This is a genomic window from Rhizobium sp. BK316 (assembly GCF_014193695.1).
In the GTDB taxonomy this organism is placed as follows: Bacteria; Pseudomonadota; Alphaproteobacteria; order Rhizobiales; family Rhizobiaceae; genus Rhizobium.
Genome location: NZ_JACHZR010000008.1, coordinates 40,914 through 66,366, shown reverse-complemented (window position 1 = coordinate 66,366; position 25,453 = coordinate 40,914). Strand labels below are relative to the sequence as shown.

Annotated in this window: 29 protein-coding genes; 11 read left to right on the top strand and 18 right to left on the bottom strand. The window is 61.0% G+C overall.

All coding sequences use genetic code 11. The features are described from left to right. Positions 1-11 precede the first annotated feature (11 nt). Positions 12-308 carry a 50S ribosomal protein L28 gene (gene rpmB / locus FHT87_RS28625; RefSeq protein ID WP_183734303.1) on the bottom strand — a complete coding sequence of 99 codons (297 nt, stop codon included), beginning with the start codon at positions 306-308 and terminating at the stop codon, positions 12-14. 241 nt (positions 309-549) lie between these two features. On the opposite strand from rpmB, the gene FHT87_RS28620 reads away from it, so the two are divergent. Further along, positions 550-1,332 carry a DUF3108 domain-containing protein gene (locus FHT87_RS28620; protein ID WP_183734302.1) on the top strand — a complete coding sequence of 261 codons (783 nt, stop codon included), beginning with the start codon at positions 550-552 and terminating at the stop codon, positions 1,330-1,332. 33 nt (positions 1,333-1,365) lie between these two features. Then, positions 1,366-2,259, top strand: coding sequence for an EamA family transporter (locus FHT87_RS28615; RefSeq protein WP_183806018.1), 894 nt, complete (start codon positions 1,366-1,368; stop codon positions 2,257-2,259). Here FHT87_RS28615 and FHT87_RS28610 read toward each other — a convergent pair. After that, on the bottom strand, positions 2,256-2,693 hold the full coding sequence (locus FHT87_RS28610) for a cupin domain-containing protein (RefSeq protein WP_183806017.1): 438 nt from the start codon (positions 2,691-2,693) through the stop codon (positions 2,256-2,258). The two genes, FHT87_RS28615 and FHT87_RS28610, sit on opposite strands and share 4 nt — an antisense overlap. 3 nt (positions 2,694-2,696) lie before the next feature. Continuing rightward, positions 2,697-3,467, bottom strand: coding sequence for a hydroxyacylglutathione hydrolase (gloB, locus tag FHT87_RS28605; RefSeq protein ID WP_183806016.1), 771 nt, complete (start codon positions 3,465-3,467; stop codon positions 2,697-2,699). A gap of 54 nt (positions 3,468-3,521) precedes the next feature. On the opposite strand from gloB, the gene FHT87_RS28600 reads away from it, so the two are divergent. The 4 genes from FHT87_RS28600 (at position 3,522) to FHT87_RS28585 (ending at position 7,133) form a co-directional block, all read left to right on the top strand. After that, positions 3,522-4,298 carry a class I SAM-dependent methyltransferase gene (locus tag FHT87_RS28600; protein ID WP_113299095.1) on the top strand — a complete coding sequence of 259 codons (777 nt, stop codon included), beginning with the start codon at positions 3,522-3,524 and terminating at the stop codon, positions 4,296-4,298. Between the two features lie 392 nt (positions 4,299-4,690). Continuing rightward, a complete protein-coding gene (gene hisC / locus FHT87_RS28595; protein WP_183806015.1) occupies positions 4,691-5,788 on the top strand; it encodes a histidinol-phosphate transaminase in 1,098 nt (365 codons plus the stop codon). After that, positions 5,785-6,711: a prephenate/arogenate dehydrogenase family protein gene (locus tag FHT87_RS28590; RefSeq protein ID WP_183734297.1), complete on the top strand. Its 927-nt coding sequence runs from the start codon at positions 5,785-5,787 to the stop codon at positions 6,709-6,711. Before hisC ends, FHT87_RS28590 begins: the two co-directional genes overlap by 4 nt. A 2-nt stretch (positions 6,712-6,713) precedes the next feature. Further along, entirely contained in the window at positions 6,714-7,133 is a 420-nt protein-coding gene (locus FHT87_RS28585; protein WP_183734296.1) for a GNAT family N-acetyltransferase, read from the top strand. On the opposite strand, the gene FHT87_RS28580 is transcribed toward FHT87_RS28585, so the two are convergent. Next, a complete protein-coding gene (locus FHT87_RS28580) occupies positions 7,130-8,146 on the bottom strand; it encodes a DUF2125 domain-containing protein (RefSeq protein WP_183806014.1) in 1,017 nt (338 codons plus the stop codon). The two genes, FHT87_RS28585 and FHT87_RS28580, sit on opposite strands and share 4 nt — an antisense overlap. A gap of 50 nt (positions 8,147-8,196) precedes the next feature. On the opposite strand from FHT87_RS28580, the gene FHT87_RS28575 reads away from it, so the two are divergent. Further along, a complete protein-coding gene (locus FHT87_RS28575) occupies positions 8,197-8,730 on the top strand; it encodes a gamma-glutamylcyclotransferase (protein ID WP_183806013.1) in 534 nt (177 codons plus the stop codon). Here FHT87_RS28575 and FHT87_RS28570 read toward each other — a convergent pair. The 4 genes from FHT87_RS28570 to ftsE all read right to left on the bottom strand — a co-directional run bounded on the left by FHT87_RS28570 (position 8,727) and on the right by ftsE (position 12,169). Continuing rightward, complete coding sequence (locus FHT87_RS28570) at positions 8,727-9,524, bottom strand: 1-acyl-sn-glycerol-3-phosphate acyltransferase (RefSeq protein ID WP_183734293.1); 798 nt, start codon at positions 9,522-9,524, stop codon at positions 8,727-8,729. The genes FHT87_RS28575 and FHT87_RS28570 overlap by 4 nt on opposite strands. Positions 9,525-9,717: 193 nt before the next feature. Beyond that, positions 9,718-10,431 (bottom strand): YdcF family protein, encoded by a 714-nt coding sequence (locus FHT87_RS28565; protein ID WP_183734292.1) that lies wholly within the window; start codon positions 10,429-10,431, stop codon positions 9,718-9,720. Between the two features lie 66 nt (positions 10,432-10,497). Then, positions 10,498-11,517 carry an ABC transporter permease gene (locus FHT87_RS28560; RefSeq protein ID WP_183806012.1) on the bottom strand — a complete coding sequence of 340 codons (1,020 nt, stop codon included), beginning with the start codon at positions 11,515-11,517 and terminating at the stop codon, positions 10,498-10,500. Further along, on the bottom strand, positions 11,510-12,169 hold the full coding sequence (gene ftsE / locus FHT87_RS28555; RefSeq protein WP_007825071.1) for a cell division ATP-binding protein FtsE: 660 nt from the start codon (positions 12,167-12,169) through the stop codon (positions 11,510-11,512). Before ftsE ends, FHT87_RS28560 begins: the two co-directional genes overlap by 8 nt. A gap of 205 nt (positions 12,170-12,374) precedes the next feature. Between ftsE and FHT87_RS28550 the strand changes: the two genes are divergently transcribed. The 3 genes from FHT87_RS28550 to FHT87_RS28540 all read left to right on the top strand — a co-directional run bounded on the left by FHT87_RS28550 (position 12,375) and on the right by FHT87_RS28540 (position 14,171). Continuing rightward, positions 12,375-13,037, top strand: coding sequence for a hypothetical protein (locus tag FHT87_RS28550; protein ID WP_183734290.1), 663 nt, complete (start codon positions 12,375-12,377; stop codon positions 13,035-13,037). Between the two features lie 112 nt (positions 13,038-13,149). After that, positions 13,150-13,692, top strand: a complete 543-nt coding sequence (gene hpt / locus FHT87_RS28545; protein ID WP_007825075.1) for a hypoxanthine phosphoribosyltransferase — start codon at positions 13,150-13,152, stop codon at positions 13,690-13,692. Positions 13,693-13,811: 119 nt separating this feature from the next. Next, positions 13,812-14,171 carry a response regulator gene (locus FHT87_RS28540; RefSeq protein WP_112545534.1) on the top strand — a complete coding sequence of 120 codons (360 nt, stop codon included), beginning with the start codon at positions 13,812-13,814 and terminating at the stop codon, positions 14,169-14,171. Between the two features lie 57 nt (positions 14,172-14,228). Here FHT87_RS28540 and FHT87_RS28535 read toward each other — a convergent pair whose 3' ends face one another. The 4 genes from FHT87_RS28535 to argH all read right to left on the bottom strand — a co-directional run bounded on the left by FHT87_RS28535 (position 14,229) and on the right by argH (position 20,035). Continuing rightward, complete coding sequence (locus tag FHT87_RS28535) at positions 14,229-16,853, bottom strand: TIGR02302 family protein (RefSeq protein WP_183806011.1); 2,625 nt, start codon at positions 16,851-16,853, stop codon at positions 14,229-14,231. Positions 16,854-17,021: 168 nt separating this feature from the next. Beyond that, on the bottom strand, positions 17,022-18,290 hold the full coding sequence (gene lysA / locus FHT87_RS28530; protein ID WP_183734288.1) for a diaminopimelate decarboxylase: 1,269 nt from the start codon (positions 18,288-18,290) through the stop codon (positions 17,022-17,024). A 12-nt stretch (positions 18,291-18,302) separates the two neighbouring features. Further along, a complete protein-coding gene (locus FHT87_RS28525) occupies positions 18,303-18,497 on the bottom strand; it encodes a lipoprotein (protein ID WP_183734287.1) in 195 nt (64 codons plus the stop codon). Between the two features lie 134 nt (positions 18,498-18,631). Beyond that, a complete protein-coding gene (gene argH, locus FHT87_RS28520; protein WP_183734286.1) occupies positions 18,632-20,035 on the bottom strand; it encodes an argininosuccinate lyase in 1,404 nt (467 codons plus the stop codon). A 26-nt stretch (positions 20,036-20,061) separates the two neighbouring features. Here argH and FHT87_RS28515 point away from each other — a divergent pair, with 26 nt between their 5' ends. After that, positions 20,062-20,724, top strand: coding sequence for a TlpA disulfide reductase family protein (locus FHT87_RS28515; RefSeq protein WP_183734285.1), 663 nt, complete (start codon positions 20,062-20,064; stop codon positions 20,722-20,724). A 180-nt stretch (positions 20,725-20,904) separates the two neighbouring features. Here the strand turns inward: FHT87_RS28515 and FHT87_RS28510 are convergent, their stop codons facing one another. The 6 genes from FHT87_RS28510 to FHT87_RS28485 all read right to left on the bottom strand — a co-directional run bounded on the left by FHT87_RS28510 (position 20,905) and on the right by FHT87_RS28485 (position 25,438). Next, a complete protein-coding gene (locus FHT87_RS28510) occupies positions 20,905-21,786 on the bottom strand; it encodes a 3-hydroxybutyryl-CoA dehydrogenase (RefSeq protein ID WP_183734284.1) in 882 nt (293 codons plus the stop codon). Between the two features lie 146 nt (positions 21,787-21,932). After that, a complete protein-coding gene (locus FHT87_RS28505) occupies positions 21,933-22,862 on the bottom strand; it encodes an electron transfer flavoprotein subunit alpha/FixB family protein (RefSeq protein WP_183734283.1) in 930 nt (309 codons plus the stop codon). A gap of 23 nt (positions 22,863-22,885) precedes the next feature. Next, positions 22,886-23,635, bottom strand: a complete 750-nt coding sequence (locus tag FHT87_RS28500) for an electron transfer flavoprotein subunit beta/FixA family protein (protein ID WP_183806010.1) — start codon at positions 23,633-23,635, stop codon at positions 22,886-22,888. Positions 23,636-23,818: 183 nt separating this feature from the next. Beyond that, a complete protein-coding gene (locus tag FHT87_RS28495) occupies positions 23,819-24,604 on the bottom strand; it encodes a rhomboid family intramembrane serine protease (protein ID WP_183806009.1) in 786 nt (261 codons plus the stop codon). Positions 24,605-24,641: 37 nt separating this feature from the next. Beyond that, on the bottom strand, positions 24,642-25,220 hold the full coding sequence (locus FHT87_RS28490) for a cob(I)yrinic acid a,c-diamide adenosyltransferase (RefSeq protein WP_183734280.1): 579 nt from the start codon (positions 25,218-25,220) through the stop codon (positions 24,642-24,644). Positions 25,221-25,234: 14 nt separating this feature from the next. Beyond that, on the bottom strand, positions 25,235-25,438 hold the full coding sequence (locus FHT87_RS28485; RefSeq protein WP_007825545.1) for a twin transmembrane helix small protein: 204 nt from the start codon (positions 25,436-25,438) through the stop codon (positions 25,235-25,237). Positions 25,439-25,453 lie beyond the last annotated feature (15 nt).

The following is a 25,453-nucleotide window of genomic DNA, read 5'->3' as shown; positions in this document are numbered from 1 at the left end:
TGAGGCCGAGCTTAGGCAGCAGCCACTTCAGCAGTCTTCTTGACGATCTGGCGACGCAGCAGGCGAGCGCGCATCGAAAGTTCGCCTTCGTTTGCCTTCAGCAGGAAGGCATCGAGGCCGCCACGATGCTCGACGGAACGAAGAGCAGCAGCCGAAACGCGAAGACGGTAACGCTGGCCGAGCGCGTCGGAGATCAGCGTAACCTGGCACAGGTTCGGGAGGAACCGGCGCTTGGTCTTGTTGTTGGCATGGCTGACATTGTTACCAGTCAGGACTGCCTTGCCGGTCAATTCGCACATGCGGGACATGGAACACCTATTCTTGTTTTTCTCGGGCCATTGAATGACAATCCGGCAACAACCAGCTGCGCAATCCATCAGGCCATGATTGGAAAGTTGCGGTTCTATAGTCAGACCGGTCGCGCGCGTCAAGCCAAACCTTGGCCTTTCCCGCAATTCTGTCAAAAAGCTGCTGTTTTCTTCGCAATGCGGCAGGAGTATAGACCGTAGTGCAAGGGCGCAAGCGGCCCGGCAGGACAAGGCTCTCACCATGGCTCATCTGGGCAGACGGATTTTAGTTTCGGCATTTGCGGCGCTTCTGGCCCTGCCGGCCGGTGCGAGCGAAGTACAGCACCGTACTGAGTACAGGGTAGCCCTTGCCGGCCTGACGATCGCGCGGGCGGCCTTTCTCACCAAAATCGAAGACGATCACAGCTACAAAATCGACGGCGACATCAAATCGGCCGGGCTTGCCGATCTCGTCACCGATATCCTGGCCAAGACCAGCGTTACGGGGATGGTACGCAATGACCGGCTGCAGGCGGCAAAATATGTCCTCTATTACAAGACCGGCAAAAAGGTTCGCACCTACGAGGTCAGCTACCGCAACGGCAATATCGTTTCGGCCACCACCACACCGGAGCCGCGTCGGCCGAAGGAATGGATTCCGGTAACGCAGGGTGATATGCGCGCCGTGCTCGACCCGATCTCGGGCCTCATCTTCACCGGCGATACCGATGTCTGTTCACAGAAGCTGCCGATCTTCGACGGTGAGACGCGCATGGACCTTGTGCTTTCGCCGAAGGGCGATGAAGATTTCTCGACCGATGGGTTCAAGGGTAAGGCGACCGTCTGCGGCGTGCGCTTCATTCCGCGCTCCGGCTATAAGAAGGGACGCAAGGATCTCGTCTACCTCAGCAAGAGCAACCGCATGGAAATCTGGTTTGCCAAGGCGCAGGCGGCAAATGTATATGCTCCGGTCTACGTCCGCATTCCCACGGAATACGGGACGGTGACGATCACGGCTGTGAAGTACGGCCGCGTGAACAGCTGACGGAGCTTTCGTAAGTCTCCGCGAGGGGGACGGGTGAAGCTTCGAGCAACGTTGATCGGTTTTGCGGCCATTCTCATGTGGTCGTTCCTGGCCCTCTTTACGGCCGCCTCCGGCAAGATGCCGCCGTTCCAGCTTTCGGCCATCTGCTTTGTCATCGGCAGCATTCCCGGCATTCTCGTGCTCATCCTTAACCCGTCGCGCATCGTCCTCTTGAGGCAGCCGGCAAAGGTCTGGATCACGGGCATTGCCGGTCTGTTCGGCTATCACTTCCTCTATTTCACGGCGCTCAGGAATGCGCCGGCCGTCGAGGCGGGATTGATTGCCTATCTCTGGCCGCTGCTGATCGTGGTCGGTTCGGCGCTGCTGCCGGGCGAGAGGTTGCGCTGGTATCACATCGTCGGCGCTCTGGCAGGTCTTTGCGGCACCTTCCTGATCGTCGGGCGTAACGGCATCGATTTCGACGGCGCCTATGCCGTCGGCTATGGCGCGGCATTTCTCTGCGCCTTCACATGGTCCGGTTATTCGCTGCTGACGCGGCGTTTCGATGCCGTTTCGACCGATGTCGTCACCGGTTTCTGCCTTGCGACGTCGGCGCTTTCGCTGATCTGCCATTTGGGTCTTGAGACAACCGTCTGGCCGGAGACAGGCTTTGAATGGATTGCTGTCGTCGGCCTTGGCCTTTTCCCCGTCGGTGCAGCCTTTTATGCATGGGATTACGGGGTCAAGAACGGCGATATTCAGATCCTTGGCGCCGCAAGTTATGCCGCGCCACTGCTTTCAACGCTGATCCTGACGGTCTTCGGCATTGCCGAGCCCAGTTGGCGTATTGTGCTTGCCTGCCTGCTGATCACGGGCGGCGCGGTGTTGGCAGCGCAAGAAATGTTCCGCCGCAAGCCGCAGATGCAGCCGGTGGCGGAACAGGCTTAAGCGCCGGGTTTCCAGTCAGGCGGCGCCATCTCGAATTGCGAGAATTCGAAGCCGGGCGCCACCGTGCAGCCGACCAGCGTATAGTCGCCGAGCGTCTCGGCCGATTGCCACCAGTTGGCGGGGATGATTGCCTGTGGTCGCTCGCCCCCGGCAATATCGGTGCCGAGTTTCAGCGTCTCGCTGTGGCTGCCGTCTTCGGAACGGTGCAGCGCCAAAGGCGCACCGGCATAGTAGTGCCAGGCTTCTGCGGCATCGTGCACGCGGTGCCAGTGCGAGCGCTGGCCTTTCGCCAGCAGATAATAGATCGCCGTCGAATGTCCGCGCGCGCCGCCATTCTCGTCGCGAAAGGTCTGCACATACCAGCCGCCTTCAGGATGGGGCTGCATGCCGAGCTCGCGGATGATGTCCTCAGGGGTAAGGTCTTTGCCAGCCATGCTCTAGAAATTGTCCTTGCGCTTGCGGATCTCGGCGAAGACCTCTTCATTGGTCTTGCCTTCCATCAGCAGGTTGCGGCGGATGGTCGGATCGGCCGCGCGCAGGAAGGGATTGGTTTCCTTTTCGAGTGCCAGCGTCGTCGGAATGGTGAACTTGCCTTCGGTGCGCAATGCCTCGATTTCCGCCGCGCGGCTTTTCAGGCGCTCGTTGTCCGGGTCGATGGTGACCGCAAAACGAGCGTTGGAGAGCGTATATTCGTGGCCGAAATAGACGGTGGTCTCATCCGGAAGAACGGCAAGCTTCTGCAGCGAGTGCCACATGTCGGCGGCTGGGCGTTCGAACAGGCGGCCACAGCCGAGCGCAAAAAGCGTATCGGCAGCAAAGAGCAGCTTGTCGTCGACAAAGTGGTAGCAGATATGGCCCGCCGTGTGGCCGGGCGTTTCGATAACGTCGACCGTGTGGTCGCCGAAGAGGAAGCTGTCGCCATCACTCATCGTCTTGTCGAGGCCGGGGATCGCCACTGCTTCGTTGACCGGGCCGATGATCTCCAGGCCGTATTGTTCCTTCAGCGCCAGATTGCCTTCCACATGGTCGATATGGTGATGGGTCGTGAAGATATGGGTGATGTTCCAGCCGCGGCGCACGGCAGCGGCTTCCACGGCTGCCGCATCAGGCGCGTCGATCGAGGCGGTCTGCCCGGTTTCCGGGTCATGGACGAGAACGCCGAAATTGTCGCTGCGGCAGAGAAAAACTTCTAATTCCAAAGGTTTCATTGCTCAAATAATCCCTTATCCCTTGAACTGACCGGGAATGTAGAGGTTCCGGCCTTGAAGTCCAACCGGTCACTGATAACATTTGGGATAATGCACGCCGATATCGTCGACCTTCGCCAATTCTATCATTCCGAGCTCGGACACATGGCCGAGCAGTCGATTGCCATGGCGCTGTCGTCGCTCTGGGTGCGCCTGCCGCAGGAGCGGCTTGTGGGCATTGGTTACTCCGTGCCCTTTCTCGACCGGTTCCAGGCCGATACGGAACGCACCTTCGCTTTCATGCCGGCGGGGCAAGGGGCAGTGAACTGGCCTGTCGGCTCGCTTTCCTCCACCGCATTGATCTTCGACGAGGAATTGCCGCTGCCGGATTCCTCTATCGACCGGGTGCTGATGGTGCATTCGCTGGAATTTGCCGAAAGCCCGCGCGAGACGCTGAAGGAGCTCTGGCGGGTGCTGGCGCCGGGTGGACGGCTCGTCATCGTCGTGCCGAACCGTCGTGGTGTCTGGGCGCGCATGGAGCATACGCCCTTCGGTTCGGGCCGGCCCTATTCGCGCGGTCAGCTGACCCATCTGCTGCGCGAGACCAATTTCACGCCAGGCGCCACGGCCGAGGCGCTGTTCTTCCCGCCATCGAAACTGCGCGCGGTGCTGCGCCTGCGCCGCGGCTTCGAGCGGATCGGCCGCACGCTCTGGCCGGCTTTTTCGGGCGTCATCATCGTCGAGGCGCAAAAACGGCTCTATCAGGGCCTTCCTGTTGCCGCGCGTGCTTCACGCCGCGTTTTTGTGCCGGTCCTTGCGCCGCATGGCGTGCCGACCACGCGCAGCCGCTAGAGCATTTCCTGGTCAGATTGCAGCAATCTGTTGGCTCAAACGGAGTCGGATGGTCGACCGGCTGGCGCGCGTCGTAGCCCAAATCTACGGCCAAGCCGGCCGGTCGATCAGGCGGCCCGTTTCAGCCAACCCCGGTGGTTTGCTTGCAAACCAGCTAGGGCCGGGCATCTTTCCGCCAGGATCAGAAGCGATCGGCTCGGACGTACCTGGAGGTATGCCCTTCGCCAATCGCTTCTGCCCTGACGAAAACCTGCTCCGGCAGAATGCTGCAATCTGACCAGGAAATGCTCTAGGCGCTGCAGCCCTCGACAAAATCGCCATTCCGCTTTAATTGCACTCAAGTCTTTCGCCGGCTTTCCGGCAATTTCCAAGGTCGATCCATGAGCGTTGAGATGAGCAAGCCCGTTCCGCGTCCCGGTATTCTGGATATCGCTGCCTATGTGCCGGGCAAGGAGCATGCGCCGGGTGTCGCCCGCGTCTACAAGCTCTCCTCCAACGAGACGCCGCTCGGCGCCAGCCCCAAGGCGATCGAAGCATTCAAGGCGGCCGCAGGTAATCTCGAACGTTACCCCGACGGTCAGGCGCACGAGCTGCGCGAGGCGATCGCTTCAGTGCACGGCCTCAACCCGGCAAACATCCTGTGCGGCAACGGCTCCGACGAGCTGCTCGGGCTGCTCTGCCACGTCTATCTCGGCGCCGGCGACGAAGGCATCATCACCGAGCATGGCTTTCTCGTCTACAAGATCCAGATCATGGGCGCGGGTGCGACGCCTGTCGTGGCCAAGGAAAAGGACCATACGGTCGATGTCGATGCGATCCTTGCTGCGGTGACGGGCAAGACGAAGATCGTCTTCATAGCCAATCCCGGCAATCCAACAGGCACCTATATTCCCGTCAGCGAGATCCGCCGCCTGCAGGACGGCCTGCCGAAGCATGTCATCCTCGTGCTCGATGCAGCCTATGCGGAATATGTTCGCCGCAATGACTACGAAGCCGGCATCGAGGTCGTCTCGTCAAACGCCAATGTCGTCATGACACGCACCTTCTCCAAGGTTTATGGCCTTGCGGCGCTGCGTGTCGGCTGGATGTATGCGCCGGCCGAGATTATCGATGCGCTGAATCGTGTGCGCGGGCCGTTCAATATGAATGCGCCGGCAATCGCTGCGGGTGCCGCGGCGATTCGCGACCAGTCTTTCGTTCAGGAGGCCGTTTCCTTCAACCAGATGTGGATCGAAAAGCTGACGAGCGCATTCGAGGCCATCGGTCTGAAGGTCACGCCATCGGTCACCAACTTCGTTCTCATCCATTTCCCCGATGTCGACGGCAAGCGGGCGGCGGATGCCGATGAGTTCCTGACGAGCCGCGGCTATATCCTGCGCGCAGTGCGCGGCTACGGCTTTCCGAACTCGCTGCGCATGAGCATCGGTCCGGAAGAAGCCAATCGCGGCGTCATCGAGGCGCTTGGCGAATTCATGGGACGTAAGGCATGACAGTGCAGTTCAATCGCATCACCCTGATCGGTATCGGCCTGATCGGCTCTTCGCTTGCTCATGACATCAAGCGACTGGGCCTAGCCAATGAGGTGGTCGTCGCGACGCGCAGCGCGGAGACGCTGAAGCGTGCCGAAGAACTGGCGCTTGGCGATCGCTATACGACCTCGTCGGAGGAAGCGGTTAAGGATGCCGATCTCGTCATCGTGTCGGTGCCGGTCGGCGCTTCCGAAAGTGTGGCGAAAGAGATCGCCGGCAATCTGAAACCGGGTGCGATCGTCACCGACGTCGGTTCGACCAAGGCTTCCGTGATTGCCCAGATGCAGCCGCACATGCCCAGCCATGTGCATTTCATTGCCGGCCATCCAATCGCGGGTACGGAAAAGTCCGGCCCGGATGCGGGTTTCCCCGGCCTGTTCCAGGAGCGCTGGTGCATCCTGACGCCGCTCGAAGGAACCGACCCGACCGCGCTGAAGACGCTGCGCAGTTTCTGGGAAGCGCTCGGCTCCCGAGTCGACGAAATGGACGCCCAGCATCACGACAAGGTGCTCGCGATCGTCTCGCACCTGCCGCATCTCATAGCCTACAATATTGTCGGTACGGCCGACGATCTGGAGACCGTGACGGAATCGGAAGTCATCAAATATTCCGCCTCCGGTTTCCGCGACTTCACGCGTCTGGCCGCATCCGATCCGACCATGTGGCGTGACGTCTGCCTGCATAACCGAGATGCGATCCTGGAAATGCTGGCGCGTTTTTCGGAAGATCTCGCCTATCTGCAGCGGGCGATCCGCTGGGGCGAGGGCGACAAGATTTTCGAACTCTTCACCCGCACCCGTGCCATCCGCCGTTCGATCGTCCAGGCCGGCCAGGACGTGGATGCGCCGGACTTCGGCCGCCCCCACCCGCTGGAAAAGAAATAGTCATGGTGGAGATTGCGAAGCCTGGCCAGACGGACAAGGAATGGCTGCTTCGCGAAGACAGCCATGTCGGCGAGGCCTGGATTTCGCGTTGCATCGATCTCGGCGAATATCTTGTTGCCCGCGAGCAAGGTGAGATTGTCGGCTTCCTGCGCTTCTCCCGCTTCTGGGGCAGGATCCCCTATATGGAAATGATCCGAGTGCTGGATGGTCATCGCCGATGCGGTGTCGGCACGGCGCTGTTTCTCGCCTGGGAAACGGATATGCGCGAGAGCGGTGCGCGTCTTTTGATGACCTCGAGCGAGTGCGATGAAAGCCGTCCGCACGATTGGCATCGCCGCAACGGTTTTTCTGAAACCGGATCGATCGAACTGCCCGGCATCCAGACGGTGCCGGAAGTCTTCTTTCTCAAGAAGCTCGATTAAACCGGCGGGATCTTGCCGAGCGGAATGAAGCCGCTCACAGTTGCATTGCCGTGATCGACGACCAGATCGACGGAAACCTTGTCGCCACCACCGGCAAGCGCCTTCAGGAGCTTCGTCGCCGTATCGACGGTCGAGGCCATGTCAGGGAAGGTTTGTTTGATGCTTTCACCCCAGGGGCCGAGCTGTTCGATCTCCAGCTTGAACTTGCCGGAAAGGAAGCCGTTTTCGTCGAAAGCGAAGGGGCCGGAGATGGTCATCACCTTGCCGTCGCCGATGTCGGCGACGATACGGCGAAGCTCGCCCTGAGAACCGTGAATACCCTGTTTGTCGGTGCCATCGATCATTCCGGCCTTGCCCGTCAGCGTCAGGTCGGCGCTCGCGGAGAATTTCGGGAAGACCTGCGGCCAGTCCTTGACCACAGCATCGGCGTTTTCGACCGAGATCGCGCCGTCGAGATCCGCTCCGTTCTGCCGCAGGTGGATCTCGGTGCGGGCGGCATCGAAATTGACAGTCTGCCCGGTAAAGGAGGAGACAGCCACGGCCTTCAGCCCGCCGATGACGGTGGAGGTGCGGTCGATGCCCTGCGCCTTCGTCGTGAGGCTCGATTGCAGATTGTCCCATTGGGCATTGACCGTCAGGCCCTGCGCGGTGCGGATTTCAGCCGGTGCGTCAAGTTCCCACAGAATGTGGCCAGGGGCGTAGACCTGGGCGGCGGAGCGGAGCGCACCGAAGGTGGCGGAGATGCCGTTGACATTGTCGTCGACATCCACCTTCGAGCAGAAGAGCCCGATGCGGAAGGGGAAGCCGCGGAATTCGATATCGGAGCATTCACCGCTGACGCCGGTATCGGCGCGGGGGGCGATGGCGGTCAGCACCGTCTGTTTCAGCGCGGAGGCGGCGTAGAACCAGCCACCTGTATAGAGAGCGATCACCAAAAGAATGGCGCCGCCCAGCAACCAGAATTTCCTGCCGCTGCTATATTGGCCGCTGCCGGATTGGCTTGACGCTGCCATGATGTTCTCCAATGGTGAGAGCGAAATCTGATTTTGATCTGGCGTGCGATATGGACGAATTTTGGGTATTTGGCTACGGCTCGTTGATGTGGAATCCGGGCTTCGAATTCGTCGAGCGGTCGCAGGCCCTGATTCATGGCTACCGGCGCTCGCTTTGCGTTCGTTCCTTCGTCCATCGCGGCAATCGTGAAAATCCCGGTCTCGTCCTCGGTCTCGACAGAGGCGGAGCCTGTCGTGGCATGGCTTTCCGTGTCGCGTCGGACAAGTGGGACGAGGTGATCGACTATCTGCGCGCCCGCGAACTCGTCACCAATGTCTATCTGGAACGGCATCTGCCGCTGCAGCTTTCGGATGGCCGCACTGCGCGGGCGGTCGCCTATGTGGTCGACCGCGCCCACGAGCAATATGCCGGTGCGCTGGATGCGCTTGCCGCCGCGCGGGTCGTCGATGTCTCGGTCGGCCAGTCCGGCCCGAACGATGCCTATGTCTTCAATACGCTTTCCCATCTGAAGGAGATGGGTATTCGCGACCGGTGGCTGGAGCAAGTGGTCGAGGAAATCACACGACTACGCGCGACAGCTTAGGCAGTCGCGGCCTTCTCTTTGCGCAGTTCAGCCAGCCGCTCCACGGCGGTCGGCGGCAATGGAACATGCGGATTGCGCTCCACCGTGTCGATCAGAAGCTGATCGCTGGCGCTTTCCGTCACGTCGATCAGATGGGCGAAGAAGGCGTCGGGGTCCATGCCGGGCATGATGGGCGGTAGAATCCGCACTTTGAAATGACCGGGATAACGCATGGCGCTGCGGCGCGGCCAGAACAGGCCGGGATGCATGACGATGGGCACGACTGGGAGCTGCAGGTCGCGATACATACGGGCGATGCCGTATTTGTAGACTGGCTCGGCACCCGGTGGGCGGCGTGTGCCCTCGGGATAGATGATTAGCTGGCGGCCGGTGGCGAGTTCCTGCTTGGTGCGCTTCAGCACTTCCACCATCACTTTGCCGCGCGCACCGCGGTCCACCGGGATCATGCGCTGCCTCTTGGCGTACCAGCCGAAAAGCGGGATCCACATCAGCTCGCGCTTGAGAATATAGACCGGGTCCTTGAGGTTGGGCAGCAGTGCATAAGTGTCCCAAAAGGACTGATGCTTCGGGGAAATGATGTAGCTGCCGTCAGGCAGGTTCTCCAGACCCTCGATCTCGAAGGTAGTGCCGACGATCACCCGCATCAGCCAGTGGTTCGAGCGCGCCCAGTTTTTGGGAACGCTGTAGGCGAGCTTGCGCGGCGCGATGAAGTAGAAGGGGGAGAGCACGATCATCCTGATGATGAGGTTGGCGTAGAAGATCGTGTTGAACAGAACGGAACGCAGGGCGATCATGAAATTTTCCCGAGGCACGGTCACGCCGACCGGCCTACACGATATTGCCCGTCATAAAAAGCGTCTGATTGCCGCTAGAGCGCCGTGCGTCCATTCGGGCGCACAAAGGACGCTCTAACTCTTTGAATCTACGCATCAGGCTTTCTGAAAATCGATTCCGATTTTCAGGCCGATGCTGTAGCGTATAAAAGCCTCAGCTCTGGCCGGTCAGGTTGGCGGAACGCAGGCCGGTATGGCGCAGGCCGACGATGTTGCGCGCTCCGGCCAGCAGCAGCTTGGCGTATTCGGCCAGCATGACGCGCAAGGCGTTCGGATCGGTGAACCAATCGCGCGTCTTCAGATCGGAATTGACGACAGGATAGGGGATGAATTGAATGTCGGGATCGACATAGGAAAGCTCGGCGAGAGTGCGCGGCATGTGGTAGTTGTTGGTGACGACCAGAATGCTCCTGTAGCCCTTGGCGTGAATCCAGTTCGATGCCTCCTCGGCATTGCCGATCGTATCGAGCGCGTCGTAACCGATATCGACGCAGCAGGAGAAGAGATCAGCAGAGCCTTGAGTCATCTTGCGGATCTGCGTTGGCGTGGTGGAAGGATGCGCGCCCGATATCAGCAGCCGCTTGCCGGCGCCCTCCTGCAGGAGTTCGACGGCCTGATCGATGCGCTGGTAGCCGCCGGTCAGCACGATGATCGCGTCCGCCCGCGGCTCGGCAGGTGGCTTCAGGGTCGTTACCGAATCTGCAAAGCGCAAAAAGCCGCCGAAGATCAGCGCAGCGATCAACACGCAGGAAAAGCCCATCCAGCGCAAGATGCGGCGGATTGGGCCACGCCGTGGCGGGACACTTGCGGGGCCTTCAAGCTCCGGGTCCGGGCGAATCGGATTGCGTGTCGTATGGCCCATCGTCATGAGTCGTGATTATACGCTGATTGCGGCGCGGAACAGACGCTTTCATGGCAAAACGGCATGGCGGCACTAATTCGCTATACCGTCCGCGCGCGTCGGATCGGAGCGCAATGTATCGATTTCATAGATCGTGCGCATGACGGTGAGCCGTGCGGTCACGGTTGTCAGCAGTGCGATCACGATCATCGTCGCGAAGATGCCGAGATAGCCGAGCGCCCCGACCGAAAAGGTACCGAAGAGGGCCGTTGCCTGATCTGTCTCGGGTGTGGCGATCGTCCTGCTCTGCAGGAAGCCGGCGCCTGCGAAAAAGAGGGCGGCCAGGGCGCTGCCGATCGCCGAGCCCTTGAGGCTGATCTTCAGAAAATGCTTCTGGAATTCCGTTGCGACGAACGAGCTCTCGGCGCCGACGAAATGCAGCACTTCGACGATGTGACGGTTGCCCGAGAGTACGCCCCGCGTGGCGAAGACCACCGTCAGCACCATGGCAGTGAAAACCAGCAGCAGGACGCCGGTACCGATCATGACCGTGGTGCGGGCCATCGCAACCAACCTGTCGACCCAGGTGCGGTGGTCGTCGAGAAAAGCCTGCGGAATGCTCTCTTTCAGCAGGTCGCGCATTGCCGCGAAATCCGGCGGATGGCTCTCGTCGATGGTGATGATGACGAGGCGCGGTACGGGTAGTTCCTTGATATCCAGCCCGCTGCCGAGCCAGGGCTCGAGAAGGCGTGCGGTGGCGGCCTCGTCAACGATCTGGCCGCTCTTGGTGCCGACGAAGGTCAGCGCGATATCGCGGGCCTGAACGAGAGCCTTTTCCATGTCCAGGTTGTCGTCAGGTTTGATCTGGATGGTGATCTCCCTGGAGATCTGGCTTTCCCAGCTTGCCGCGGTCGAGCGGACCATGCTGACGCCGCCGAGCGTCAGGCAGGCGAGGAAGGCCATGATGGCGATCACCACCGTCAGCGCATTGCCCTGAATGTTTGACGGAGGCAGGATCGGTGCTGTCGGGCGCACGCGCATCTCCGGCCGCTTGGGCTGGACAGGGGCAGCGGCGGGCGTCTTTGCGCGGGTCCTGGTGGGCGTCTTAGTCATAAATGTCGAGATGCCCTTCCGAAAGGATCATGCGGCGGGCTTCCACCTGGTCCATCAGCGAGAGATCGTGGGTGGCGATCACCACTGCGGTGCCCAGGCGGTTGAGTTCCATGAAGAGGTTTAGCAGGCGCTTGGCCATCGGCGGATCGACATTGCCGGTCGGCTCGTCGGCAAGCAGCACTTCCGGCCGGTCCATCAATGCGCGGGCGATTGCAGCGCGCTGCTTCTCGCCGCCTGAGAGTACGGGCGGCAGTACGTTGATGCGCTCGCCGAGCCCGACCCATTTCAAAAGCTCCAGCACGTCGGTCTTGTAGGTGCTTTCATCCTTGCCGCGCACGCGAAGCGGCAGGGCGACGTTCTCATAGGTCGTCAGATGGTCGAGAAGACGAAAATCCTGAAAGACGATGCCGACGCGGCGGCGCAGCAGCGGCAACTCCGGCCGGGGGATCTCGGATATGTCGCGTCCGAACATGCGGATCAGGCCGCGAGTCGGCTGCAGCGACATGAAGAGCAGGCGCAGCAGCGTGGTCTTTCCGGCACCGGACGGGCCGGTCAGAAACTGGAAGGACTTTTTCGGGATGTCGAAGGTCAGGTCCCGGAGGATTTCCGGTCCCATACCATATCGCAAACCGACATTCTCGAAGTGGATCAACGGGCAGCTCAGTCTTTCGTGGTTTCACCGCATGACTTGTTAACCAACACCGTTAACAGCCGGTAAATTTTGCCGGAAAGACGCCCGTTTGATGGCGATCTTTGCGAAGCATTAACCATTGAAATTTACGACTGGGCTGGATTCGTTTCAATGCCAAGATTGTCTTGGGCAGCGAAACCATGTGGACATCCGAGAGGTCGCCACCATGGAAGCATCCTCCTTCAGACGACAGGCCGCCGGCCTAGCCTATGATTTTCTGCCGCCGGAACCGGCTATCCGGCGGCCCCGTCGCATGCCGTGTAGGGGTGACGTTGCCGATGCCGAATTCATTGTCGTCGGTAAGGCGCGGCCGCAAGGCGCGTCTGCCGGTGCCCACGATACGACCCATAACGATAATCGCCGTCGCAGCGCCCCGCTCAACACCGAACCGCCAGTCCTGCTTGCTGCTGCCGCGATCCTGCGTGGGATGGAGATCTGGCTGCAGCGCGCGTCGGCGCGCGGTTTTGTGGCGCTGGTGATTTCACTCTTCGTTCTGGTCTTCGGTCTTGCCGGCGGGTTCTCCGGCCTTTCGCGGGGCGAGGCTTCCACCACAACGACCCTTCATTTCTCGCATGTCACGATCACGCCGCGCGATGCCAATGGTATGCGCATCCTGCTCATCAACGGCATCATCGAGAATGACAGCGGCGTCACGCAATCGGTGCAGCCGATCCGCGCCGATCTCGTCGCCGACGAGCGGCTGACGGCGAGCATCGTCATTACGCCGCCGACGGATGCCATCTACGCCGGCCAAAGCCGCGGCTTTTCCGCTCGCGTGCAGCATGCCGGGGGCAAGGTGCCTGAGGTCCGGCTTTCCTTCATGCCTTGAGCGCCGAGAGGCGTTTTTGGGTTGATCGGCAGGAAAAACCTGTCCTTTCGGGGTGTTTCGCCGGAATTAATGTGCTAACGGCTTACCCTTCTTTTTTGTGGAGCAAGCCTTTATGCCTGTCGTGCGCGGAAAAAACATCGAGCCGCTCTTCACCGCCGAGCAGATCGCCGAGCGCAATCATTCCATGGCGCAGGATATCGCCGCCGGCCCGACAAAGGACCTCCTGGTTATTGCCGTGCTCAAGGGCTCGTTCATTTTTGCGGCCGACCTGCTGCGCGCCCTGCACGATACGGGCCTTGCTCCCGAGGTCGAATTCATCACGCTCTCAAGCTACGGCGCGGGTACGGTTTCGCAGGGCGTGCGTATCGTCAAGGACATCGACAGCGACGTTAAGGACCGCGACGTCCTGCTCATCGACGACATCCTCGAATCCGGCCGCACGCTGCGGTTTGCCAAGGAACTGCTCTACGAGCGCGGGGCACGCAACGTCACCATCGCCGTACTGCTCGACAAGCGGGTCAAGCGCAAGGAGGAGCTGGAGGCGGACTATGTGGGCTTCGAGTGCCCCGACTATTTCGTCGTCGGCTACGGCATGGATGTCGCCTACGCCTTCCGCGAACTGCCCTTCGTCGGCGTGGTTACCGGTGACGCTTAAGGCGTCCTGCTCTAAGACGGCTTGTTAACCATCCCGTCGATCGGCTTGGCGCGTTTACCGATCGCTAGGGAACCGCATGCGATCTCCGTTGCGGGGCATGACGACGGAGCAATGCACAGATGGCAAAAATTCTGATCACGGAAGACGAGGATTCCCTTCGTACTTTCGTAGCCCGGGCACTACGCCTTGACGGTCATGAGACCGATGAAGCCGCCGATGGGGCGGAAGGGCTGGAAAAGCTGAAGGGCGGCAGTTACGACCTGCTGCTTTCCGATATCCGTATGCCGGTCATGGACGGCATCGAACTTGCGCATCAGGCGAAGGACGCCTTTCCGGCGTTGAAAATTCTGCTGATGACCGGCTATGCCGAACAGCGCGAACGGGCCGACGACCTCGCCGAAAAGATCATCGATGTCGTGCCGAAACCCTTCGCCCTGCCGGACATCCGCAAAGCCGTGGCGCGGGCGCTTGTGGCCTGACATTTTGTGACGCGGGCGTGCCTCACGGCACGCCAATAGCCGCGCATTCTCCCAGCATTACTGAATATCCAGCAGCCGCTCGAGATATTGTCGCTCGATCGCCTGGGTTGGATTGTTGCCGAGTTTTTCGCGGATAGCGTCCAGAATCTCGCGGGCGCGCTGAACATCGATCTCATCGGGTATCTTCACATCATTGTTCATATCCGGCCCGAGATCGGTCTGACGTGGGCGGCCGAGCGGATCGCGGCCGTTCTGGTTGCCCTGGCCGAGTTGACCGTTCGGACCCTGCTGCCCTTGCTGGCCCTGCTGTGCCTGCATCATCTGGCTCATCATGTCACGAGCGCCCTTGCGCAAGGCTTCGAGAGCCCGGCCCTGCCCTTCCAGGGCGCTGCTGCCATTGCCCTGGCCGAGGTCGCGGCCGGCACCTTCCATCTCGCGCTGTGCCTGACCGAAACCTTCGCCCGGCTTCATGCCCATATCGCCAAGGCTCTTCTGCAGTTCCTGCAACCGTTTACCGAGCGCATCCTGCTGGGCGCGGAGCTGCTTTAACGCTTCGCGCAGTTGCTCCGCCGTCATCTGGTCGCCGGGCTGCTGGCCCTGCTGTTCCTGTTGGCCCTGCTGCTGTTGCTGCTGGTCTTCCTCGCCCGGCATCATGTCGTCCATGTTGGGATCGCCACGCTGCATGCGGTCGCGGAGCTGCTGGTCGAGGCGGAAAGTTTGCTCCATCAGCTTCTGCTGGTCGCGCAGGATCTGGCCGAGTTTGTCCATCTGCTGCGTCAGCTGGCTGTTTTCCTGCTGCTGGCCGCGCTGCGGGCGGGCCGTCTGCAGGTTGTTCATCAGTCGCTGCAGGTCGGAGAGCATCTGCTGGGCAGCATCTCGATTGCCTGACCGGGCCAGGTTTTCGATCTGGTCCATCATGCGCTGCAGATCCTGCTGGCGCAGGAAATTCTGGGCATTCTGGTTGGGCTGCATCGGCATGTTCTGCAGGCGCTGGGCCAGCTCGTTCATATAGTCCTGCATCGCCTTGCGAAGCTCGTCCATCAGCTTCTTGATCTCGGCATCAGGCGCATTGCGGTTCAGCGCATCGGCAAGGTTCTGCTGGGCGTCACGCAGCCGCCGTTCGGCAAGCGAAAGGTCACCGTCCTCGATGCCGAGGGCGATGTCCCAGAGATATTGGGCCGTATCCTTGAGCTGTTCTTCACCCTTGGCGAGCTTCATGCGCGCAAGTGCTGATTCGATCAGCAGATAGTGGGTCGTGTTCGGGATTGTCTCCTCGGGCCGGATCGTCAGAGCTTCGTTCAACGCGATCGCTTCCGGCATCTTGCGGGTGTCGAGGGCAAAGGTCTGGCGTTCTTCGGCAACGGCGGCAGCGAGCGGCTCGCTGAAGGGCCGCGAGGGCATGACCATCTCATAGGGCGGGCTGCGACCCGTCTGCCCGGCGGCATCCTTGGCGACGAGGGTGATACGCACGCGTTTGCCGGCGAGCGGATGTTCGGTCAGGTTCTTGCTCGTCAGGCCTTTGCCGTCCCGCGCATTGCGGCGGGGAATGTCCAGCCGGAATTCCGGCAGCGGATAGAGCGGCGTTGCGGCCGGATCGGATTCGACCGGCACGATTTCGGCACGGGCTTCCTGCACGCCGTAATCGTCCTTCACCGTGAAGCCGATTTCCAGCGCACCGTTGACGGCGCGGCGTGGCATGCCGTCAAAGGCGATTTCCGGCGCCTTGTCGGGCAGCACGTCGAAACTCCAGGTGCGGCCGTTCGCCTGCAGCGAGCCATTCTCGTCAAGCTTCATGATATGCGTCTGCGCCATCAACTGGGGCGCTGTGGCTGCACCTGAGGCCTGTTCTGCAGTCGGCTGCTGTGGCCGGGTGTCTTCCTGAACGGCGATTTCCTGGCTTTCGCCGTTGGCCTTCCTGAAGATGACCTTCTCGGTCGACTGGCCGCCGCTGACACGCACCGTGAGGCTGGAGAACTGCGGAACGCCGATCGCCGCCTGTTCGCTGCCATCTGCCGTCAGGTAGATCGGCGGCCGGCCGGTATAGGCGGGCGGGGTCACCCACGCGTCGATACGCACGGCCGGATTGCTCGTTACCTGCGCGGGTGCAGGCTGAAATGCGTCGGCGACCGAGCCGCCGTTGATCGACAGCGAGTAGCCGAAGGCCGTGACGACGAGTAACGCCGGAATGGCACGCAGCGCGAAGCGGTCGTACCTGGCGATATCGGGCCGCGGCAGGCCGGCGTCCAGCGTTGCGATCTTCCGCGCCATGCGCGTCTGGTGTTCGCGCCACAAGGCGCGTGAGAAGGGCGTATCGAAAGCCGGCTCATCCTCCTGCACCATGACGGGCTGATGTGGCAGGCCGTTGCGCTCTTCCAGCATGCGGTCAGCCTCGCTCACCCGTGGCCAGCGAAGAAAACGCGCTGGCAGCAGCGAAGCGAGGAAACCAACAGCAAAGGCAGTCAGGAGAAGGATGCGCAGCCAGTCCGGCACAATGCGGAAAAAGCCGAACCAGGAGACGGAGAGATAGATCGCGATGACGCAGACAGCCGGCATCAGCAGCGGAAGGATCTGCTCGGCGAAAAGCACGATCCGGGCCAGGAAACGTTTTGCCGCCACCAGCCGTGCCAGAGAGGGTTGGAGCGCGAATGCGCCTTTCTTCTTCTGCCTTGCGGGGCTTGTCATCAATCCGGTCTCCGCGATCTGGCGTTCAGGAAACAGAGGGCGCTTCCGGCGATTGCTGGGCAATACGCTCGCGAAGGAAAAGGATAACACTCTTTATGGCGAAGGCGAGGGCGAGGGCCTGTGAATACCGGTTTTTCGTATGCGGTCGCCAAAAAGTGATTGCGACTTTTAGTCCAGCCAGGCTGGAACGGAATCGAGACCGATCAGTTCCGAATAGGTCCGGCGCGGGCGAATCACATGGAATTCGTCGCCCTTGACCAGCACTTCAGGCACCAGGAGGCGGCTGTTATAGGTGCCCGCCTGGACCGCGCCATAGGCGCCGGCCGTGCCGACGGCAAGCAGGTCACCCGGCTTCGGGGTCGGCATTTCCCGGTCGAGCGCGAGGTAGTCGCCGGTCTCGCAGACGGGGCCGACAACGTCGGCGCGGATGCGCGGAGCGTTGGCAGCCGAAATCACCACGGGACGGACCTCATGATAAGCCTCGTAGAGGGTCGGACGGATGAGGTCGTTCATCGCGCCATCGACGATCACGAAAGTCTTCTCGCCGCCGTCCTTCACATAGATGACTTCGGTGACGAGGATGCCGGCATTGCCGACGATCAGGCGGCCGGGCTCGGTAACAATCTTGCAGTTGAGGGCGCGAAGCTGGTTCTTGACAACAGAGGCATAGGCGTCCGGCAGAGGCGGCGGATTGTTGTCGTCCTTATAGGGAATGCCGAGACCGCCGCCGATATCGACATGGTGGATGTCATGACCATCGGCACGCAGCGTGTTGACCAGATCGTGCAGCAGCTTGAAGGCATCGTCGAAGGGCTGCAGCTCGGTGATCTGGCTGCCGATATGCATGTCGATGCCGGTCACTTCGATGCCGGGCAGGCTGGCGGCGCGGGCATAGATTGTCCGGGCGCGTTCCCAGGAGATGCCGAACTTGTTTTCTTTCTTGCCGGTCGAAATCTTCGCATGGGTACGGGCATCGACATCGGGATTGATGCGGAAGGAAACAGGGGCTTTCTTGCCGGCACGCGTGGCACGCTGGTTGAGGATTTCGAGTTCCGGTTCGGATTCGACATTGAAGCAGTAGATGCCGGCTTCGAGTGCGTAATCCATCTCATTCGGTGTCTTGCCGACGCCGGAGAACATGATGCGGTCGGCGGGAATGCCGGCGGCCAGCGCGCGGCGCAATTCGCCTTCGGACACCACATCGATACCGGCGCCGAGCCGGCCGAGCGTTTTCAGCACGGCCTGGTTCGAATTGGCCTTCATCGCATAACAGACCATGGAATCGACATCGCAGAAGGCCTCAGCGAAGACCCGGTAATGGCGCTCGAGCGTCGCTGTCGAATAGACGTAGAAAGGCGTGCCGACCGCCTTGGCGATCTCAGGAACGGAAACATTCTCGGCGTAGAGAATACCGTCGCGATACTCGAAATGGTTCACGGGAGTCCGGCCTTAGAGAAGGGGATCGAGAAGGAAAGGCTTGTCGACGGAGCCTGGTTGTTTCGTCGGCTTGGAAATATCGCCGCCCTTGGTGGCATTGGCGCTCGGCGGATCGAGGTCGCCTTTGCGGCCGCATCCGGCAACGGCAAGGCCGATGACGGCAAGAACCACCGTAAGGCGGATGAAATGCGGCAAGCTCGTCTGCATGGATATCCTCATATCGGGCACTGGCTGGCACCTTCATAGCGAAGTTTATCTGCCTTGTGCACCCTGATTATTGAAGCTTCGTCCCGTGCGCATTTCCGAACGGTGAACCAGTTTCCGGTCCGCCGGGATATGCGTCAGTTGCGGGCGCGCCAATAGGCGATCTGCTTCCTGACTTCCGATGGCGCCGTGCCGCCGAAGCTCTTGCGGCTGGCGACAGAAGCTTCGACCGTCAGAACGTCATAGACCTTGTCGGTGATGCCGGGATTGATCGCCTGCAGATCGGCGAGCGGAAGCTCCGAGAGATCGCAGCTCTTGCTTTCGGCAAGTGCGACGGCACGGCCGGTGACATGATGGGCGTCGCGGAACGGAAGGCCTGCCTCGCGCACCAGCCAGTCGGCAAGATCGGTCGCCGTCGAATAACCGGAGCCGGCGGCCGCTTTCATTCTGATCGTGTTGATCGTCATGTCGCGTACCATGCCGGTCATGGCGGCAATCGCCAGTTCCAGGCTTTCAGCGGCATCGAAGACCTGTTCCTTGTCTTCCTGCATGTCCTTGGAATAGGCAAGCGGCAGGCCCTTCATGATCGTCAGCAGGGCGATCAGCGAGCCGTTGATGCGACCGGTCTTGGCGCGCACCAGTTCGGCCGCATCGGGGTTCTTCTTCTGCGGCATGATGGAGGAGCCGGTGGAGAAGGCGTCGGAAAGGCGCACGAAGCCGAATTGCGGCGTCGACCAGATGACGATCTCCTCGGCAAGGCGCGACAGATGCACGGCGCAGATCGCGGCAATCGCCAGGAATTCGATGGCGAAGTCACGATCGGAAACCGTGTCGATCGAGTTGCGGGTTGGCTCGCGGAAGCCGAGAGCCTTGGCCGTCATGTGGCGATCGATCGGGTAGCCGGTGCCGGCGAGCGCTGCCGCACCGATCGGGCTTTCGTCGAGGTGTTCGATGGCGTGGCGCACACGTGAACGATCACGGCCGAACATTTCCACATAGGCCATGCAGTGATGGCCGAAGGTGACCGGCTGAGCGGTCTGCAGATGCGTGAAGCCGGGCATGACGCTGTCGGCATGTTCTTCGGCACGATCGAGGAAGGCTGCGATCAGATCGGTGAGCATGGCCTCGGTTTTCTGCAGCTCTTCTTTCACCCAGAGGCGGAAGTCGAGCGCTACCTGATCATTGCGCGAGCGGGCCGTGTGCAGGCGGCCGGCGGCCGGGCCGATCAGGGTCGCAAGCCTGGCCTCGACGTTCATGTGAATGTCTTCGAGTTGGCGGGAGAATTCGAAATTGCCGCTTTCGATCTCTGACAGGATCGTGTTTAGCCCGTGAACGATCTTGTCCTTATCGTCAGCCGAAATGATGCCCTGATGAGCAAGCATCGTGGCGTGGGCGATCGATCCGCGGATATCCTGGGCAAACAGCTTCTTGTCGAAACCGATCGAGGCATTTATCTCCTCCATGATCGCATCGGGGCCGGAGGCGAAACGTCCGCCCCACATCTGGTTGGAGGATTTGGTGTCCGTGTTGTCCTCGGCCATGGAAGATGCCCGTCCTGGAGAATGTAATGACGACGAAAAAACCCTTCGGCCTGCCGTCCGTGAAACTGATCGCAATCGCCGCCGTTGCAGGCGTTGTTGCCGGTGCGGCAGCGGTATACGTGAAGGAGACGGGCATTGGCAATGGCGTCGGTGATGCCGCCTCGGCCGAATGCCCGCTGACGAAGGAGCGCGCCGCCAGTCTGACGCCGCTCATGAAGGGTCAGGTCGCCGCGATGGTCGCTGCCAACCCGCCGAAGAAGCTTGAAACCGTGGCCTTCAACGGTCCCGACGGCAAGCCGATGACGCTCGATCATTTCTCGGGCAAGACGGTGCTTCTCAATCTGTGGGCCACATGGTGCGTGCCATGTCGCGAGGAGATGCCGGCGCTGAATGCGCTGGAGAAGGAAATGGGCAGCGACAAATTCCAAGTCGTGCCGGTCAATATCGACACCGGCGACGACGAGAAGCCGAAAGCGTTTCTCAGCGAAATCGGTGTCGATGCGCTGCAGCTCTATCGCGACAACACGATCGGCGTCTTCAACAGTTTGAAGAAGGAAGGCCTTGCCTTCGGCCTTCCGGTCACTCTGCTGTTGGATGACAAGGGTTGCCTGATCTCCGCCATGAACGGTCCGGCTGCGTGGGACAGCGAGGACGCCAAGGCGCTGATCAAGGGTGCTGTAGGTTTGTAGGAGCGGCCTTCAGGGGTCGCCGGCGCCGCGAATGAGGAAAACGCCTGCAAGTCCGATCAGGACGCAGCACTGCAGCAGGAACATCGGCAATTCGCTCGACATGGCATTTTCCTTCCGTTCACGGCAAGGAAAGCACGTCGCGGGCATTTGTTCCACTCGCCTGTTCAGGCTATGGCCAGCTTAGCGCGTCGGAACAGGTGTTTCGCCACGATAGTCGTAGAAGCCGCGGCCGGATTTGCGGCCAAGCCAGCCAGCCTCGACATATTTCACCAGCAGCGGGCAGGGGCGGTATTTGCTGTCGGCGAGACCGTCATGCAGCACCTGCATGATCGAGAGGCAGGTATCGAGGCCGATGAAATCGGCAAGCTGCAGCGGACCCATCGGATGGTTGGCGCCGAGCTTCATGGCGGTATCGATGGCATCGACAGTGCCGACGCCCTCGTAAAGCGTATAGATCGCTTCATTGATCATCGGCAGCAGGATGCGGTTGACGATGAAGGCCGGGAAATCCTCGGCGACCGTGACGGTCTTTTCCAGCGACGCGACGAATTCCCGGGCGGCGGAAAAGGTCGTCTCTTCCGTTGCAATGCCGCGTACCAGTTCCACCAGCTTCATGACCGGCACCGGGTTCATGAAATGGATGCCCATGAAGCGCTCGGGGCGATCGGTCGCCGCCGCGAGCCGGGTGATCGACAGTGAAGATGTGTTGGTGGCAAGGATCGCTTCCGGCTTCAGCACCGGACAGACCTGCGTGTAGATCTTGCGCTTGACGTTTTCATCCTCGGTCGCCGCCTCGATGACGAGATCGGAAGGGGCGAGGTCGTTGACATCCGCGGAGCCGGTGATGCGCGAAAGCGCCGCGCTGCGCTCTTCGTCAGTCATCTTGCCATTCGTCACCTGGCGCGCAAAATTGCCGTTGATGGTGGCAAGGCCGGATTCAATGCGGTCCTGAGAGAGATCGTAGATGTGAACCTTATATCCTGCGGCGGCCGAAACATGCGCGATGCCGCAGCCCATCTGACCCGCACCGATGATACCAATATTCTTCAACACCGCACTCATCTCCAACCCCCGCCCGGCACCACCCCCGCGCTGCCGGTATTTTTATATGAAATTGCCGGACGAAAGATCGCCCGGCAAAAGTAGTAGACCGATAGAAGACAATTTTCCAGTCATTCGCAAGTGCGAAAAGAAGGCAATCTGCCCGATCAGAGGGCTTTTTCGAGCTCCGGCAGGACGTCGAAGAGATCGGCCACAAGTCCATAGTCGGCAATCTGGAAGATCGGAGCTTCCTCGTCCTTGTTGATGGCGACGATGACCTTCGAGTCCTTCATGCCGGCGAGATGCTGGATGGCGCCGGAGATGCCGCAGGCGATGTAGAGCTGCGGGGCGACGACCTTGCCGGTCTGGCCGACCTGCCAGTCGTTAGGGGCGTAACCGGCATCGACGGCGGCACGCGAGGCGCCGACGGCTGCACCGAGCTTGTCGGCGACCGGCAGGATGACCTCCTTGAACTTCTCGGCGGAGCCGAGCGCGCGGCCGCCGGAAATGATGATCTTGGCGGAGGTCAGTTCCGGACGCTCGGAGGCCGACAGCGCGTCGGACACGAAATTCGAAAGGCCCGGACCGGAAACGGCGGGGATTGCTTCAACGGCAGCCGAGCCGCCCCCGGAAGCGGAGGCGAAGGAAGCGGTGCGCACGGTGATGACCTTTTTGGCGTCGCTCGCCTGCACCGTCTGGATCGCGTTGCCGGCATAGATCGGGCGCTTGAAGGTGTCGGGCGAAACCACTTCGATGATTTCGGAGACCTGGGCGACGTCGAGCAGAGCTGCGACGCGCGGCATGACATTCTTGCCGGTGGAGGTCGCAGCGGCGACGATCGTGTCGTAGCTGCTGGCCATAGAGACGATCAGGTCGCCAAGCGGCTCGGCGAGATTGTTGGCGAGCTCGTCGCTTTCGGCGAGCAGCACCTTGGAGACGCCGGAAAGCTTGGCAGCCGCGTCGGCGGCAGCCTTTGCTCCCTTGCCGGCGACGAGAACGTGGATGTCACCACCGATCTGAGACGCAGCCGTCAGGGCCTTGGCAGTCTGGTCGGAAAGGGTTGCGTTGTCGTGGTCAGCCAGAAGAAGAATGGCCATGGTCGTAATTCCTTTCTCGAACCTTAGAGGACGCCGGCTTCATTCTTGAGCTTGTCGACAAGCTCGGCGACCGACTTCACCTTCACGCCCGCCTTGCGGCCGGATGGTTCTTCCGTCTTCAGCACCTTGAGGCGCGGCGCGGTGGAAACGCCGAAATCAGCCGGGCTCTTCTTGTCAAGCGGCTTCTTCTTCGCCTTCATGATGTTCGGCAGCGTTGCGTAGCGCGGCTCGTTCAAACGCAGGTCGGTCGTCACGACGGCCGGAAGCTTGACCTTGATCGTCTGCAGGCCGCCGTCGATTTCGCGGGTGACGGTGGCGCTGTCGCCATCAATTTCGACCTTGGATGCGAAAGTCGCCTGGGCGGAGCCGAGGAGGGCCGCGAGCATCTGGCCGGTCTGGTTGGAATCATCGTCGATCGCCTGCTTGCCGACGATGATCAGACCCGGCTTTTCAGCGTCGGCAACACCCTTGAGGATCTTTGCCACGGTGAGTGGTTCGACGGCATCATCGGTCTCGACAAGGATGGCGCGGTCGGCACCCATGGCAAGCGCCGTGCGAAGTGTTTCCTCGGCCTTGGCGGGGCCGATCGAGACGACGACCACTTCCTCGGCCCTGCCGGCTTCCTTCAGGCGAAGGGCCTCCTCGACCGAAATCTCGTCGAACGGGTTCATCGACATCTTGACGTTGGCAAGGTCGACGCCCGATCCATCCGGCTTGACGCGGATCTTCACGTTGTAATCGACAACGCGCTTGACTGGGACGAGAATTTTCATGGGGTCCTTCCTTCGAACAGAGATGGGCCTTCAACAGAGACGTCTGGGAAAATGCGCGCTTGGACGCCGCTCCGATTGTCGAATGGCGACATGGATACGCGTTTTTCCTCCAAATACAACGCTTCCGTGACGCGGCCGGTCGATTTGAATGGCAATATATTAACGTTTACGTTCACGTCAATATTAAAGCTTGTCCCGCCCCCAGGGCAGGCGCGGCGGCACGGGCATGCCTGAGGCGGTGACGCGGACGGGGATCGGCTGGTCGCGGACGGCACGCGGCGTGACGATCTGACGGTCGAAGAGCGGGACGTTGGGCCGGCGCAGCACAAGCACGAGCAGGGCGCCGGCGATGATGCCGCCGACATGCGCACCCCAGGAGACGTTGCCGTTGGGATCGATCAGCAGCATGAAGAACTGCTGGCCGACCCAGAGCAGGAGCGGAATGAAAGCCGGCAGCGGCAATGGCACACGGAAGAAGACCAGGACCCAGACCCGCACGCGCGGATGCAGCATGAGATAGGCAGCGACCACGCCTGAAATCGCACCCGATGCGCCGACGAGCGGTGCTTCCGACGTCGTCATCAGCAGGCCATGGCAAAGGGCGCCGGCCGCAGCGCAGGCGAGGTAGAAGACGAGGAAGCGCAGGTGCCCCATCGCATCCTCGACATTGTCGCCGAAGACCCAGAGGAAGATCATGTTGCCGGCAAGATGCCAGAAGCTCGTATGGATGAAGGAGTAGGTGATGTAGGTTGCCGTTTCCGGCACGATTTCCAGTCCCGGCGCCAGCTCCCGATAGCCGAAGACGACGGCTGGAATATAACCGAGGCCAACGGTTGCGGCCTGCGCGGCCTGTTCGCTTTCAAATGTCGTGAAGATCCAGGCGGCGATGTTCGCCGCCATCAGGCCGAGTGTGACCCACTGAACCCTGATGTGTTTCAGCGTATTGGCATCGTGTAGTGGTATGAACATGAAGGCCTGCCCCCGGGCGATCGTGATGGCTGCGAACCTACCTGTTTTTTCCAGGAACCCAAAGCACATCCGCCTTGCCATCATTATTTGCATGGCGGGCGGCTACGAACAGGAAATCGGAGAGGCGGTTGACGTATTGGAGTGCCGCGGCACTCACGATTTCTCCATCGCTGCGGGTAAGCGCTACCATCAGCCGTTCGGCGCGGCGCGCAATCGTGCGGGCAAGGTGCAGATGGGCGGCCGCGGCGCTGCCGCCCGGAAGAACGAAGGATTTCAGCGGTTCAAGGTCGGCGTTCAGCCTGTCGATATCCTGCTCCAGGCGGATGACCTGGCTCTCTACGATACGCAGCGGCTCGTAGGCTGGCGGCTCACCGGTTTCAGGCGTGGCGAGATCTGCGCCGAGATCGAAGAGATCATTCTGGATCAGCGCCAGCATGGCGTCGAGTTCGGCTAGCTCCGTCGTATGCAATCTTGCGACGCCGATCGCCGAATTGGTTTCGTCTATCGTGCCGTAGGCTTCGACACGCAGATCGTGCTTGGTGCGGCGTGGGCCAGAGACCAGCGCGGTCGTGCCGTTATCGCCGGTTCTGGTGTAGATCTTGTTGAGCTTTACCATTGCCTGCTCTCGGATCAGCTCGGGCGTCCGCCGCCGGTCAGCCAGAGCGTCAGCATGATCAGGATGACGGCGATCGCCTGCAGCAGCACGCGAAGCTGCATCAGCTTGTTGGAAAGGTTCGCATCGCCACCCTTCATCATGTTGAACAGGCCGCGGATCAGCACCAGGGCAACGAGGCCCATGACGATGATCGCGATGACGTAGGTGACCGTGGACATGGCAATCTCTTTTCT

Excerpts from the sequence above, each read along its gene's own strand:
- FHT87_RS28610 (WP_183806017.1), bottom strand. The coding sequence starts at position 2,693 with ATGGCTGGCAAAGACCTTACCCCTGAGGACATCATCCGCGAGCTCGGC.
- FHT87_RS28495 (WP_183806009.1), bottom strand. The coding sequence starts at position 24,604 with ATGTTCATACCACTACACGATGCCAATACGCTGAAACACATCAGGGTT.
- FHT87_RS28500 (WP_183806010.1), bottom strand. The coding sequence starts at position 23,635 with ATGAAAATTCTCGTCCCAGTCAAGCGCGTTGTCGATTACAACGTGAAG.
- FHT87_RS28510 (WP_183734284.1), bottom strand. The coding sequence starts at position 21,786 with ATGAGTGCGGTGTTGAAGAATATTGGTATCATCGGTGCGGGTCAGATG.
- FHT87_RS28585 (WP_183734296.1), top strand. The coding sequence starts at position 6,714 with ATGGTGGAGATTGCGAAGCCTGGCCAGACGGACAAGGAATGGCTGCTT.
- FHT87_RS28560 (WP_183806012.1), bottom strand. The coding sequence starts at position 11,517 with ATGACTAAGACGCCCACCAGGACCCGCGCAAAGACGCCCGCCGCTGCC.
- rpmB (WP_183734303.1), bottom strand. The coding sequence starts at position 308 with ATGTCCCGCATGTGCGAATTGACCGGCAAGGCAGTCCTGACTGGTAAC.
- FHT87_RS28515 (WP_183734285.1), top strand. The coding sequence starts at position 20,062 with ATGACGACGAAAAAACCCTTCGGCCTGCCGTCCGTGAAACTGATCGCA.
- argH (WP_183734286.1), bottom strand. The coding sequence starts at position 20,035 with ATGGCCGAGGACAACACGGACACCAAATCCTCCAACCAGATGTGGGGC.
- FHT87_RS28565 (WP_183734292.1), bottom strand. The coding sequence starts at position 10,431 with ATGACGATGGGCCATACGACACGCAATCCGATTCGCCCGGACCCGGAG.
- FHT87_RS28590 (WP_183734297.1), top strand. The coding sequence starts at position 5,785 with ATGACAGTGCAGTTCAATCGCATCACCCTGATCGGTATCGGCCTGATC.
- FHT87_RS28540 (WP_112545534.1), top strand. The coding sequence starts at position 13,812 with ATGGCAAAAATTCTGATCACGGAAGACGAGGATTCCCTTCGTACTTTC.
- FHT87_RS28535 (WP_183806011.1), bottom strand. The coding sequence starts at position 16,853 with ATGACAAGCCCCGCAAGGCAGAAGAAGAAAGGCGCATTCGCGCTCCAA.
- FHT87_RS28620 (WP_183734302.1), top strand. The coding sequence starts at position 550 with ATGGCTCATCTGGGCAGACGGATTTTAGTTTCGGCATTTGCGGCGCTT.
- hisC (WP_183806015.1), top strand. The coding sequence starts at position 4,691 with ATGAGCAAGCCCGTTCCGCGTCCCGGTATTCTGGATATCGCTGCCTAT.
- FHT87_RS28550 (WP_183734290.1), top strand. The coding sequence starts at position 12,375 with ATGGAAGCATCCTCCTTCAGACGACAGGCCGCCGGCCTAGCCTATGAT.
- FHT87_RS28580 (WP_183806014.1), bottom strand. The coding sequence starts at position 8,146 with ATGGCAGCGTCAAGCCAATCCGGCAGCGGCCAATATAGCAGCGGCAGG.
- FHT87_RS28575 (WP_183806013.1), top strand. The coding sequence starts at position 8,197 with ATGGACGAATTTTGGGTATTTGGCTACGGCTCGTTGATGTGGAATCCG.
- gloB (WP_183806016.1), bottom strand. The coding sequence starts at position 3,467 with ATGAAACCTTTGGAATTAGAAGTTTTTCTCTGCCGCAGCGACAATTTC.
- FHT87_RS28570 (WP_183734293.1), bottom strand. The coding sequence starts at position 9,524 with ATGATCGCCCTGCGTTCCGTTCTGTTCAACACGATCTTCTACGCCAAC.
- hpt (WP_007825075.1), top strand. The coding sequence starts at position 13,150 with ATGCCTGTCGTGCGCGGAAAAAACATCGAGCCGCTCTTCACCGCCGAG.
- FHT87_RS28490 (WP_183734280.1), bottom strand. The coding sequence starts at position 25,220 with ATGGTAAAGCTCAACAAGATCTACACCAGAACCGGCGATAACGGCACG.
- FHT87_RS28525 (WP_183734287.1), bottom strand. The coding sequence starts at position 18,497 with ATGCAGACGAGCTTGCCGCATTTCATCCGCCTTACGGTGGTTCTTGCC.
- FHT87_RS28505 (WP_183734283.1), bottom strand. The coding sequence starts at position 22,862 with ATGGCCATTCTTCTTCTGGCTGACCACGACAACGCAACCCTTTCCGAC.
- FHT87_RS28485 (WP_007825545.1), bottom strand. The coding sequence starts at position 25,438 with ATGTCCACGGTCACCTACGTCATCGCGATCATCGTCATGGGCCTCGTT.